At 66.7% G+C, this 11,430-nt stretch carries 14 protein-coding genes; 1 reads left to right on the top strand and 13 read right to left on the bottom strand.

Annotated features, from left to right (window positions below; translation table 11 throughout):
- Positions 1-1,263: acetyl-CoA C-acetyltransferase (locus tag N5D91_RS23720; RefSeq protein WP_279922763.1), on the bottom strand; the 1,263-nt coding region annotated here is incomplete at its 3' end.
- 93 nt (positions 1,264-1,356) lie between these two features.
- Here N5D91_RS23720 and N5D91_RS23715 point away from each other — a divergent pair.
- Positions 1,357-2,244, top strand: a complete 888-nt coding sequence (locus tag N5D91_RS23715) for a hypothetical protein (protein WP_110710700.1) — start codon at positions 1,357-1,359, stop codon at positions 2,242-2,244.
- Between the two features lie 135 nt (positions 2,245-2,379).
- Here N5D91_RS23715 and N5D91_RS23710 read toward each other — a convergent pair whose 3' ends face one another.
- The 12 genes from N5D91_RS23710 to N5D91_RS23655 all read right to left on the bottom strand — a co-directional run.
- The gene (locus tag N5D91_RS23710; protein WP_110710699.1) at positions 2,380-3,006 is read right to left on the bottom strand and encodes a superoxide dismutase family protein; all 627 of its coding nucleotides are present in this window, start codon (positions 3,004-3,006) and stop codon (positions 2,380-2,382) included.
- A gap of 32 nt (positions 3,007-3,038) precedes the next feature.
- The gene (locus tag N5D91_RS23705; protein WP_180846205.1) at positions 3,039-3,608 is read right to left on the bottom strand and encodes a superoxide dismutase family protein; all 570 of its coding nucleotides are present in this window, start codon (positions 3,606-3,608) and stop codon (positions 3,039-3,041) included.
- Between the two features lie 93 nt (positions 3,609-3,701).
- Positions 3,702-5,150, bottom strand: coding sequence for a nitrogen regulation protein NR(I) (gene ntrC / locus N5D91_RS23700; protein ID WP_180855643.1), 1,449 nt, complete (start codon positions 5,148-5,150; stop codon positions 3,702-3,704).
- Positions 5,143-6,204 carry an ATP-binding protein gene (locus tag N5D91_RS23695; RefSeq protein ID WP_014035517.1) on the bottom strand — a complete coding sequence of 354 codons (1,062 nt, stop codon included), beginning with the start codon at positions 6,202-6,204 and terminating at the stop codon, positions 5,143-5,145. Before N5D91_RS23695 ends, ntrC begins: the two co-directional genes overlap by 8 nt.
- Positions 6,205-6,285: 81 nt before the next feature.
- A complete protein-coding gene (locus N5D91_RS23690) occupies positions 6,286-6,600 on the bottom strand; it encodes a hypothetical protein (protein ID WP_180855026.1) in 315 nt (104 codons plus the stop codon).
- A 183-nt stretch (positions 6,601-6,783) separates the two neighbouring features.
- Complete coding sequence (locus tag N5D91_RS23685; protein WP_164162644.1) at positions 6,784-7,197, bottom strand: cysteine peptidase family C39 domain-containing protein; 414 nt, start codon at positions 7,195-7,197, stop codon at positions 6,784-6,786.
- 39 nt (positions 7,198-7,236) lie between these two features.
- A complete protein-coding gene (locus tag N5D91_RS23680; protein ID WP_180855025.1) occupies positions 7,237-8,412 on the bottom strand; it encodes an MltA domain-containing protein in 1,176 nt (391 codons plus the stop codon).
- Positions 8,413-8,479: 67 nt separating this feature from the next.
- A complete protein-coding gene (locus N5D91_RS23675; RefSeq protein WP_180855024.1) occupies positions 8,480-9,226 on the bottom strand; it encodes an N-acetylmuramoyl-L-alanine amidase in 747 nt (248 codons plus the stop codon).
- A gap of 122 nt (positions 9,227-9,348) precedes the next feature.
- Positions 9,349-9,657 (bottom strand): hypothetical protein, encoded by a 309-nt coding sequence (locus N5D91_RS23670; protein ID WP_162621982.1) that lies wholly within the window; start codon positions 9,655-9,657, stop codon positions 9,349-9,351.
- 163 nt (positions 9,658-9,820) lie between these two features.
- Positions 9,821-10,327 (bottom strand): hypothetical protein, encoded by a 507-nt coding sequence (locus N5D91_RS23665; RefSeq protein ID WP_075675710.1) that lies wholly within the window; start codon positions 10,325-10,327, stop codon positions 9,821-9,823.
- Between the two features lie 51 nt (positions 10,328-10,378).
- Positions 10,379-10,795, bottom strand: a complete 417-nt coding sequence (locus N5D91_RS23660) for a DUF1629 domain-containing protein (RefSeq protein WP_324187365.1) — start codon at positions 10,793-10,795, stop codon at positions 10,379-10,381.
- Between the two features lie 54 nt (positions 10,796-10,849).
- A partial coding sequence (locus tag N5D91_RS23655; RefSeq protein WP_279922762.1) for a hypothetical protein occupies positions 10,850-11,430 on the bottom strand: 581 nt, incomplete at its 5' end.

The raw sequence follows: 11,430 nt of genomic DNA, 5'->3' as shown, positions 1-11,430 counted from the left end.
GCCGGCGGTGCAGATCGACACCAGCGCACGGCCACCGCCGCGCTCGGCCAGCTGCTTGGCGGCAGTGGCGATCACGCGTGCGCCGGTGGCGGCGAACGGGTGGCCAGTGGCCAGCGACGAGCCCAGCAGGTTGATCTTGTCCGGGTCGATGCGGCCCAGCGGTGCATCCAGGCCCAGGCGGTTGCGGCAGTAGTCCTCGCTCTCCCACGCACGCAGGGTGCACAGCACCTGTGCGGCGAAGGCTTCGTGGATCTCGTAGATGTCGAAGTCCTGCAGGGTCAGGCCGTTGCGCTTGAGCATCTCCGGCACCGCCACGGTCGGCGCCATCAGCAGGCCTTCGCCATGCACGAAGTCCACCGCAGAGACATGCGCATCGCGCAGGTAGGCCTGCGGCTCATGGCCGTGTGCACGCGCCCACTCTTCGCTGGCCAGCAGCACCGCGGCGGCACCGTCGGTCAGCGGGGTGGAGTTGGCGGCGGTGAGCGTGCCGCGGCCGGAGACCTTGTCGAACGCCGGCTTCAGCGTCGCCAGCTTTTCCAGCGAGGTATCCGGGCGCAGGATGTTGTCACGCTCGACGCCACGGAACGGTGCGATCAGGTCGTTGAAGAAGCCGCGCTCATAGGCCGCGGCCAGCTTCTTGTGCGACGACACCGCCCACTCGTCCTGCGAGTCACGCGAGATGTTCCATTCCTTGGCCATGTCCTCGCAGTGGTCGCCCATGCTCTTGCCGGTGCGCGGCTCGGCCACGCCCGGGAACTCGGGCTTGAGCTCGGAGAACTTGAAGCCAGCGGTCAGCGCGCGGATCTTGTCGCCAGTGCTCTTGGCACGGTTGGCGGCCAGCAGGCGCGCGCGCAGCTTCTTGCCGTAGACGATCGGCACGTCGGAGGTGGTATCCGAACCGCCACCGATACCCGATTCGATCTGGCCCAGCGCGATCTTGTTGGCGACAGTGATGATGCTGTCCAGCGAGGTGCCGCAGGCGCGCTGCAGGGTGATGCCCGGGGTCAACGGCGACAGGCCGGAAGACAGCGTGGCTTCGCGGCCCAGGTTCCAGTCGCTGGAGTGCTTGATCACCGCACCCATCGCCACTTCACCCAGCTGCTGGCCATGCAGGCCGAAACGTTCGACCAGCGCGCCCAGCGTACGGACCGACATGCCGAGGTTGCCGACATCCGAATACGCGGTGTTCTGGCGGCAGAACGGAATGCGGACGCCACCGAGGATGGCGACGGGACGAGCGTTGGGCATGGAGATACCTGGCATGGATGAGGGTGTCTGCAACATGGCCTGCACGACGGAGCAGGCATAATGGAGCCAAGTGTAGCTGCCGCCCTGTGATGGGCCAACCGTGGAACCATGAGCAAACCCGACCCCGCGATGAATGCCCTTGGCGTGCTGGCCTTGGAACTGGCCGGCGGCGAAATCCCCCGCCAGGCGGTGCTCAGCGCTGAACAGGCCGGTGAACTGGCCGAACGCGTCGGCCGTGACCTTTCCAAGCTGGTGCCGCAGGTGGCCGAGCTGGACCTGGTGTTCGCCGCCGCCCATTTCGACCCGGCCGAAGTACTGCGCCCGGGCTGGCCGATCCATCGCCGCCTGGAAGAACTGCAGATGCGTGCCCCGGGCCGTAACCAGGGCCCGCGCCTGCTGGCCTTCGGTACCGATGCCAACGGTGACGTGCCGCTGCCGTTCCAGGCCGATGCCAGCCTGGTGGGCGGTGGCCTGCGCGTGGTGCCGTTCCTGCTGACCGGCAGCGACGTGGCCACCACCAACGCAGTGGCCAATGCGCTGGAAGAAACACTGCTGGCCAACGGCATGGCGCATGCCGATACCGCATTGATGGCGCAGAACACCTTCGGTGCGCGCATCGAGCATGCGCGCTATTTCACCGTGAACGACCTGGCCGCGATGATGTCGATGCAGTACGACAACCAGGGCCTGGCCGCGCTGTGGCCGCTGATCGAGACCGCGATCATGGCCCCGGGCGAGGACGAATGGCTCAACGCCGCGCCCGAGCCGCTGCTGCGCTACACGCACGGCGAGGCACGCATGGCGCTGTTCGATCCGGCCGGCTGGTGCGCGCACTACAATCACGGCAAGAACGACTGTGACCGCCTGAAGGGCATCTACGAGCAGTTCCTGATGCGCCAGCGGCAGATGGCTGCGGTGCTGGAAGCGCACGGCGTGCCGGTGCTGTTCGTGCACTGCGAGGCCGGGCAGGACGCGCGCGAGTTGCTGGCGCGCTGATCCGGGTGGCCTGTTGGTAGTGCCGGCCGCTGGCCGGCAACCTCCGGATCTGCGATTGCCGGCCAGCGGCCGGCACTACCGATCAGGAAAAACGCCGGCTTGCGCCGGCGTTTTCCGTTTCCAGCAGGAGCGCTCTTACGGCGCCTTCTGGATCACTGCGCAGGCCAGGCGCGCGCCGGCGTTGCCGGTCGGCTGGGTCTTGTAGTCGTCCGCATCGGCGTGGACGATCAGGCCGCGGCCGATGATGTCGAAGTCATCGCCCTTGCCGATGTTGACGTTGCTCGACACCGGGCCGTCGATGGTGGCCACGCCCTTGTCGTCGGCCTTGATGTTGGGCATGTCGCCGCCGTGGTGCGGATCGGTGGCCACATTGCCATGATCCTGGTGACCCGGGTTGAAGTGGCCGCCGGCGCTCATGCCGTCCGGCGCGCTGCAGTCGCCCTTTTCGTGGATGTGGAAGCCGTGCTCGCTGCCCGGCTTCAGGCCACTGATCTGGCCGGTCACGTGGACCTTGCCGTCGACCACCTTGAAGGTAACGCTGCCCTTGGCCTCGTTGCCCTGGGTCGGTGCCAGCTCGGCGGTGGCCGACGCATCGGCCGCCGGGGCGGCAGCAGGTGCCGGGGTTGCGGCCGGTTCGGTGGTTGCACCCTCGGCCGGCGCGGCCGGCGGGGTTTCAGTCTGCGGAGCGGCCGGCTGCTGGCCGCAGGCCGCCAGGCCCAGCGCGGCGATGGCCGCAAACAGCGAAGTGTGGATCAGACGCATTGGAATCTCTCCCTGGATGAAGCCTGCGGTGATCAGCGGACAACCCGGATCACGCCACAGGCGATGCGGACACCGGCATTGCCGGCGGGCTGGCTGCGATAGTCGTCGGCGTTGGCATGCACGACCAGTGCACGTCCGGCGATATCGGTGGCGGCGCCTCCGCCAAGGGTAACGCCCTTGAGGTGGATATCGACGTTGGCGCGGCCCTGGGCATCGGCACGCAGATTGTCCATGTCGCCCAGGTGGTGCTTGCCGGTGCCGGCGCGACCATGCGCGGCGCCACCGGGGTTGAAGTGGTTGCCGGCGCTGCTGGCATCCACCGCGCTGCAGTCACCGCGCTCGTGGATGTGGAAACCGGCCTGCTGCATCGGCTGCAGGCCACCAATCAGCCCGGTGATGTGGATGCCACCGGGCTCCACCATCAGCGCGATGCGGCCACTGACGATGCTGGCCGAGGCCGGCGACAGGTTGGCTTCGCCCTGTTTCGCGGTGCTGACCACGGTCGGCGGCGGCGGGGTGGGCCCGGCCTTCTTCGGTGCGCTGCCACAGGCAGACAGCAGCACGGCGGCGGACAACGGCAGGATGGCAAAGGACAGACGCATCGAAGACTCCTTGCAGGTGACACTACGGACGGCATCGTCCATGAACGATCAACGGTTCGGCAAGCGGGCGCGAGGATCGCGTGCAGGGACCGTTCAATGGCCCCCGCGGCGGCGCCCGGCGCCCAGCTTGCGGGTAAGGGTATTGCGACCGAGACCCAGGCGGGCAGCGGCTTCGGCACGGCGGCCGTGGGTGATCTGCAGCGCGGCCTCCAGCAGGGCATGGTCGACCCGCTCGCGCACCTGCGCGTGCAGCCCTTCCACGCCTTCGGCCAGCTGACGGCGCGCCCATTCGGCCAGCAGCGCTTCCCACTGGCCCGGATCGGCTGCGCTGGCACTGTTGCGGCGGCCCCGCGCGCGGTTCAGCGCGGTATCGACATCGGCCACGCCGATGGTGTCGGCGGCGGCCAGCGCAGCCATCCGCCAGCACACGTTCTCCAGCTCGCGCACGTTGCCCGGCCAGTCGTGTTCGCGCAGCGCCTGCAGGGCCGCAGCGGTGAGGCGCTTCGGCGGCGTATCCAGCTTGCGCGCGGCGGCCGCCAGGAACGTGCTGGCCAATTGCGCGATGTCCTCGCGGCGCTCGCGCAGCGGCGGCAGCTGCAGGCGCACCACGTCCAGGCGGTGCAGCAGATCGGCGCGGAACTTGCCCTGCGCGACCAGGCCTTCCAGGTCCTGGTGGGTGGCGGCCACCACGCGCACATCGACGCGGATCAGTTCACGGCCACCGACGCGGAAGAACTCACCCTGCGCCAGCACACGCAGCAGGCGGGTCTGCAGTGGCAACGGCATGTCACCGATCTCATCCAGGAACAGCGTGCCGCCGTTGGCCTGCTCGAAGCGGCCGATATGGCGGCGTTGCGCACCGGTGAAGGCACCCGCTTCGTGGCCGAACAACTCGCTTTCCAGCAGTTCGGCCGGAATCGCGGCGGTATTGAGCGCGACGAACGGGCCCTGCGCGCGCGGCGATTCGCGATGCAGCGCATTGGCCACCAGTTCCTTGCCGGTGCCGGTCTCGCCGGTGATCAGCACCGCCAGCGGCGCCTGCGCCAGGCGGCCGATGGCACGGAACAGCGCGCGCATCGGCGGGGTATCGCCCACCAGTTGCGGCGGCTGGTCGCTATGCGCTTCGGCCGTAGGTGTGGGCGCCGCCAGTGCCGGTGCAACTGCCGGCAGCACACGCTGGGCCAGCGCCACGGCATCGTCCAGGTCGAACGGCTTGGACAGGAATTCATGCGCGCCGCCGCGGAACGCACCGGCCGTGCTGGCCACATCGGTGTAGGCCGACATCACCACCACCGGCAGCTGCGGCAATGCGCTCTTGAGCTTGTCCAGCAGCACCAGGCCATCGTCGCCGGGCATGCGCACATCGGTGAACAGCAGCGCCGGCGGCGGGCCATCGCTCAGGGCCTGCAGGGCGGGGGCGGCACTGTCGAAATCGACGACCTGGTAGCCGGCTTCGCGCAGCGCGGTGCACAGCACGAAGCGCACGGCACGATCGTCATCGACCACCCAGATGCGCTGTGCGACGGTGGAAGGTTCAGACATCGCGCGGGGCCTCCTCGGCCGGGGCGGCGCCGCTGATGATCGGCAGCAGCAGGGTGAACACGGTATGGCCCGGGCGCGAACGGTAGGTCAGCGTACCGCGATGCTCGCGCGCGACCTGCTGGGCCAGCGCCAGGCCCAGGCCAGTGCCTTCGGCGCGGCCACTGACCAAGGGCAGGAACAGGTGCTCGGCCAGCTCCTCGGGCACGCCACGGCCGTCGTCGGCGATCTCCAGGCGCAGCGCCAGCGTGTGCAGCTGCTCGGCGATGCGCACGCCATGCTCCACGCGGGTGCGCAGGGTGATGCTGCCGGCGCCGGCCTGGATCGCATTGCGCACCAGGTTCCACACCGCCTGGGTGAGGCGGTCGGCGTCGCCGTGGAATTCGGGAATGCTGGGGTCGTAGTCGCGCTGCAGGCGTACCGCCCAGCCGGCCTCGTTCTCGGCCAGGCGCAGCACGCGTTCCAGCGCGGCGTGGATGTTCAGTTCGGCATGCGGTGCAGCCGGGGCCGGCGACAGCAGCTGGTCGAGCAGGCCGTTGAGGCGCTCGATCTCGGAGCCGATCAGTTCGATCAGCTCACGTTCGCTGGCGTCGCGCTGGGCCGCGCGGCGGGCCAGCAGCTGGGCCGCGCCCTTCAGCCCGGCCAGCGGGTTGCGCAGCTCGTGGGCCAAGCCCTTCAGCGCCGCACTGAGCGCGCTGGGCAGGGCCTGGGTCGGGTCCAGCCCGGGGAATTCATCGACCGGATGTGCCTCCAGCAGCCAGCCGCCGTCGTCGCGGCGGCTCATCCAGCCCTCGGCGAAGCGCGGCGCCTCGCCGGGCACCGCCAGCGCCAGCCGGTTCAGGCGCAGGCTGTCGCGCTCATCGCGGGCCAGGAAGTGGGCCAGCGCCTCGCCCTGCACTTCCAGTGCAGCCAGCGGTCTACCCAGCAGGCGCCGGGCGCTGACGCCCAGCCAGCGGGCAAAGGCCGGATTGCAGCCGGCGATGCAGCCATCGGCCCCGGCCCAGGCCAGCGGCGTGCCGAGGGCATCGAGGGACGGTGGGGGCGCGGGGTCGGACATTGCACCAATGTAGTGCAAAACGCGGATCCGGGGTCGGATCCCTTTCCGTCAGGAAAGGGCTCCGACCCCGGCCGGGCAGCGTTACACCGGGTAGCCGGTGGCTTCCCGGGCCTTCTTCCAGGCGCTTTCGAATTCGCGCGCGCTGATCTGGTCGTCTTCGTCGAAATCCAGGAACGACACCGGCTGGTCGGCCAGCAGGAAGCGGTCGTCGCTGTGGGCATGCTCGTCGGCCCAGACCATCTTGGTGCCGTAGATCTCCACCTGGCGCACGATCTTCTCGCCACGGGCTTCCATCAGCACGTTGCCCTTGCCCAGGCCCGATTCGGCCCAGTGCTTGTAGTACTTCTTCGCGGCGGATTTCGCACCGGATTTTGCGTTGTGCTTTGCGTAGGTCATTGCAGGGGTCCTGGCCGCAGGCGCGGCCGGAAAGTTCGGAATGGCCGCCGCGATGTGGTTCGCGGCACTGCCACAATTATCACCCAGTACGACGACCACCGCACTTTGGAGTGGCCATTTCCAAAACTCAGCTGGCTTTGGTCTCGGCCGCTAACCGACGGACAGAGGCGGCAGCCGCAGACACTAGTCCGCAACTGCAATGAAGTGGCCACTTCCCTTTAGCCCACGAAAGTCTCGGATCAAGTGCGTCTTGCCCGGCTTCGGATCGTGAACGACGAGCTCGTCCCTGCCTGCATCGAGGACAACCCAATGCCATCTCCGGCCCGACTGATAAGGATTAACTTTTACAATTGCATGTCGATCAATGGCCCGCCATGATCTGAAGCTCACGCGCTTGGTCGCGATACTGAACTGCGCCAGCATCTGCGCGATGTCAGTATGCGTAGTGAAGAAGCTGGTGCCTTTTGCCTTTCCCGGTAGCGTCCTGAATGCCTCAAGCGCTTCCTCATAGGAAACGCGCGCCAGCATGGCAACACACGCTATGCCGCAATCACCGTTGTCCCAGTCACGTTGGTGTACACGCCTCAGTGCGCTCATTGCTTAAGCTCCAATGGATGAGTAATGATTGATCAGGCATCACGGTCTCTGAGCCGGCAAGGCCATGCCCTTCGGCCACAGCATCCAGATGTTGCCCTTCTGCTTCATGTCACCGGCCAGCTTGCCGGCGGCATCGCCGCTGCCCCAGTACAGGTCGGCGCGCACTTCGCCGGCAATGGCGCCGCCGGTGTCCTGCGCGGCCACCGGGCGCACCACCGGGCTGCCGTCGGGGCGCGTGGTGGACAGCCACAGCAGGCTGCCCAGTGGCACCACGGTGCGATCCACTGCGACGCTGTAGCCGGCGGTGAGCGGCACGTTCAGTGAACCGCGTGGACCCTCCGGGCTGTCCGGGTTGCGCACGAAGAACACGTAGCTGGGGTTGCTGCGCAGCAGTTCCGGCACGCGCGCGGGATGGGCCCGGGCCCAGGCGCGGATGGCGTCCATGGTGACGTCTTCCTTCTTCAACTGGCCCTGGTCCACCAGCCAACGGCCGATGGCGCGGTAGGGGTGGCCATTCTGCTCGGCATAGGCCAGCCGTACCTGCGTGCCGTCGCCCAGGCGCACCCTGCCCGCCCCCTGGATCTGCAGCAGCTGCAGGTCCATCGGGTCGGTCAGCCAGGCCAGTACCGGGGCCTTGGCGCCCTTGGCCGCGATGGTGCCGGCGTCGTCATAGGGCTTGAGCACCTTGCCCTCGACGCGCCCGCGCAGGCGCTTGCCCTTCAGCTCCGGGTAGACGCTCTCCAGCTGCACCACGATCAGATCATCCGGCGTGCCGTATACCGGCACCGTCGCCTTGTCGGTACGGGTAAGACTGCCGGGGTAGATCGGCTCGTAGTAGCCGGTAATGAGCCCGTCGGCCTGGTGGCCGCCGGCACGCAATGCATAGACATCCAAATCGCGCTGCAGGAACTGGCGGATCGCCGCCGGGTCCTTGTCCGAAACCGTCGCGGCGGTGGCACAGGGTTTGGCCCAGACCGCATCGTTCTTCAGGCGCGTGCAGCTGCTGCGCCAGGCAACGAAGCCGGCCTGCAGATCGCTGTCGGAGACCGGTGGCAGTGCGCTCCACGCGACCTTGGCGTAGGTAGCCGCGGGCGGCATGACCGGCGTCGGCACTTCGGTTCCGGTGCGGGGAGCGGTGGTGGAGCAGCCGGCGAGCACGGCCGCTGCCAGCAGGGCGCAGTGCCTGCGCTTGAAGAAGGTGGCGGAATCGATCATGTCGCCATGGTGGAGTGCCGGCCGCTGGGCGGCAACCCAGCGCGGGGTCAAGCGTTCATGCGCCGGATCAGGGCGTCTGCAGCAGCAGGGAATGCAGGATGCGGGCGTCTTCGGCATCCAGTGTCTTCGGCAGGTCGTCGCGGCCACGGAAGCGGCGGTGGAAGGCGGCGACAGTGGCGTCGCGGTTGTCCAGCGGATAGCCGAAGCGGGCCAGCGCATTCCACGCGTCGAAGCCTTCCGGCGCCACGCCGTCGGCCGCGCGCGGCCAGACGCCGAAACCGGCCTCGGCCAGCTGCTGCCACGGGAAGAACCGGCTCGGGTCCTGCTTGCGCGTCGGCGCCAGGTCGGCATGGCCGATCACCTGCCGCGGCGGAATGTTCAGGCGGGTGGTGAGATCGCGCAGCAGCACGATCAGCGATTCGATCTGCGCCGCACTGAACGGGCTGCGGCCATCGTTGTCGAGCTCGATGCCGATCGACGCCGAGTTGAGATCGGTGATGGTGCCCCAGCGCCCGGCGCCGGCGTGCCAGGCGCGGCGCTCATCGGCAACCAGCTGATAGCGATGGCCATCGGCACCGATCAGGTAGTGCGCGCTGACCGGCCCACCGCTGTTGGCGGTACGCAGCGTATGCAGGCTTTGCTGCACCGATTTCTGTTCGGTGTGGTGGATGACGATGATGACGGGCGTGCGCGCGTTCTGGTTCGGCGATGGCACCCAGGTGGCGAGCGGGTTGTGCTGCACGGGCGCGGTGGCGGTGCAGGCCGAAAGGGCCAAGGCCAGCAGTGTGGGAGCCAGGAGGCGGGGGCTGATCATGGGCAGATTCTAACCACGGATCGAGTCTATCGTTCGAGGCCATGTGCCGGACGACGCCACCGATGGTCGCGCTGTCCACACAGGGACAGCAGGACCTGGTCAGGCCAACGCCGGCGTGCCGCTCAACTTCGAAAGAACGACAGGTTGTACAGGAACAGGCCCCAGACCGCGATCGCGAGTGGGATCTCGCAGAACGCGGAGCGGTGCCGCAACGCCATCCGGATGAACATCACCACGGTCAGCATGGGCTGCCCGAAGAAGCAGACCCAGAAGAGCGCTTCTACACCTGGCACAGTGGACAGCTCGTAGATTCCGAGGGAGTTGTCGGTGTTCCGATTGAAAGTGACCGCCCCCCAAAGGGCGAGCAGGAAAAGCCAGGCCAGTGCACTGGCGCTTGATAGAAACAAGGTCCGTCTACCTGCGACACTCATTTTCGTCCCCATTCGGGTTGATCGAACCTGTACCGATCAATGACCGATGCACATGCTGCCTGGAGCAGGCTTCCACGATCCGCTACTCATGCCCGCCATGTCGTTCCTTCGTGCAGCGCACATGCGCGGGAATATCAGGGTGCCGGAGCCGCGCAGCTGTCATTCAGTACTCCGGTCCAGTATCCATCTCCGGTTCGAAGCAGCCCCCAACCTGGGTGAACAATCGGATCGCCTCTTCATCCTCGGCCTCGTACTCGATGGCGAACGGCATGGGCGGACGATGCTTCTTCCGCGGATTCATGCTTCGAAACACTGCATAGCCCTCAAGCACAGCCAGTATCTGGGGTCGCGTCAACAAGACAACGTCCTGAGAGTTCCATCGCGAATGCACCAGGAAGAAATCGGCCGCCCGCAGGACAGCATGTCCCTCTCCATAGTGGACGCATGCGCTGCCCTCGTCACCGTTTGTGGGCGCAGCAAAGGCACTGCGGGTCCGCAGTTCGCTTCCGCGCCCGAGATGACCGAAGTCTCCATCCAGCCACGCTGCGATTTCACCGACACCCCGTCCCTGCCCATGGTGTACCACCGGCGCGTCACCGATCTTCTCTTCGCTGGATGGAACGTGGCAATCGCCGGTCCAGTAGGGAAAGAGAACTGCCTGGATAGTCATTCGAAACCCATTCCCTGCTGCCGCAACGGAAACCCCTGTCCCACTTCCGGTCTACCCGACCTGCTCGAAGATCACGTCAGTCACGCCAGCCCACTCAAGGCGTGACTTCACTTCCCCACTGACGATCAGTGCGGCACCGAATCCGCCAATCCTGAAAATATGCCACGAGCCCACTTTCCCGCCACCCAGAGCCAGCTTCGCAAACGCGCGATACTGCCCTGCGAGATCAGGTCTCACGGGATCATCCCGCTCGAATCTCCCGAATTCGGAGCGTGATTCGCCGACACAGTCGACGCAGGTTTCGACAATCAATACAAAGTAGCTTCCCCGCGTGCGCTGGCCTTCAATCACGACAGGTTCCATTGCGGCATTCGCATGGAGCCCGTCGACTTCTGGCGGACCTTCCAGTGCGCTACGGCACCGGGCACTCACGATGGCAACGGGACAGGACACCCTGATCCAGAGCATAGCTTGAAGGAAAAAGGCTTCTTCTGCGAGCAACCGTTCACACGTGGAAGTGCTTCAGCCGATGGGAAATACCGGCCCACGGCTCCAGGGTACTCCGGCGTCGGAGAACATCCGTTCGATCTCATCGTAGAATCCTGGATGAAAGGTCGTCTCATCGCTCGACTGCGAACGCAGGTAACGCGAGACCAGATCCAGGCACAGCTCCGTTGCTTCCATGTAGGTATCCAGCCACAGCACCTGCCCCTCGCCGGAAAGCTGATCCGGACGGACAACCGAGAGCTTGTGGCAGAAGGCATCGATGCTGGGAAACCCCAGATCTGCCAGCAGGTCGTGGTAGGTCAGCCGCCACAGACCGGAGGAAAGGCAGCGATAGGTGAGCTCCACGGCGAAGCTCCAGCGTTCTCGATCTGCTGCGCCAGCCGCGCCGTCCACAAACGCATGCGGACTGTAGTCGCCCAGGGTCAGCAGGTAGACATACCATTCGATGTCTTCCATCACTGCTGCGGAAGTCGCCTGGATCACACCTGCTCCGTTCTGTAGTCCATCGAAGTCGTTGGTGGCGAACACGCACACCTGCAGACAGCCATTGAAGCAGGAACGGTAGAGCCACGCCATGCGTGGCTGAGTCGCCGACA

Source organism: Stenotrophomonas sp. GD03794 (assembly GCF_029842145.1).
Classification (GTDB): domain Bacteria; phylum Pseudomonadota; class Gammaproteobacteria; order Xanthomonadales; family Xanthomonadaceae; genus Stenotrophomonas; species Stenotrophomonas riyadhensis.
This window is presented reverse-complemented; position numbering and strand designations above follow the sequence as displayed.

Coding starts and splice junctions, on each gene's coding strand:
- N5D91_RS23715 (WP_110710700.1), top strand. CDS start 1,357: ATGAGCAAACCCGACCCCGCGATGAATGCCCTTGGCGTGCTGGCCTTG.
- N5D91_RS23710 (WP_110710699.1), bottom strand. CDS start 3,006: ATGCGTCTGATCCACACTTCGCTGTTTGCGGCCATCGCCGCGCTGGGC.
- N5D91_RS23705 (WP_180846205.1), bottom strand. CDS start 3,608: ATGCGTCTGTCCTTTGCCATCCTGCCGTTGTCCGCCGCCGTGCTGCTG.
- ntrC (WP_180855643.1), bottom strand. CDS start 5,150: ATGTCTGAACCTTCCACCGTCGCACAGCGCATCTGGGTGGTCGATGAC.
- N5D91_RS23695 (WP_014035517.1), bottom strand. CDS start 6,204: ATGTCCGACCCCGCGCCCCCACCGTCCCTCGATGCCCTCGGCACGCCG.
- N5D91_RS23690 (WP_180855026.1), bottom strand. CDS start 6,600: ATGACCTACGCAAAGCACAACGCAAAATCCGGTGCGAAATCCGCCGCG.
- N5D91_RS23685 (WP_164162644.1), bottom strand. CDS start 7,197: ATGAGCGCACTGAGGCGTGTACACCAACGTGACTGGGACAACGGTGAT.
- N5D91_RS23680 (WP_180855025.1), bottom strand. CDS start 8,412: ATGATCGATTCCGCCACCTTCTTCAAGCGCAGGCACTGCGCCCTGCTG.
- N5D91_RS23675 (WP_180855024.1), bottom strand. CDS start 9,226: ATGATCAGCCCCCGCCTCCTGGCTCCCACACTGCTGGCCTTGGCCCTT.
- N5D91_RS23670 (WP_162621982.1), bottom strand. CDS start 9,657: ATGAGTGTCGCAGGTAGACGGACCTTGTTTCTATCAAGCGCCAGTGCA.
- N5D91_RS23665 (WP_075675710.1), bottom strand. CDS start 10,327: ATGACTATCCAGGCAGTTCTCTTTCCCTACTGGACCGGCGATTGCCAC.
- N5D91_RS23660 (WP_324187365.1), bottom strand. CDS start 10,795: ATGCTCTGGATCAGGGTGTCCTGTCCCGTTGCCATCGTGAGTGCCCGG.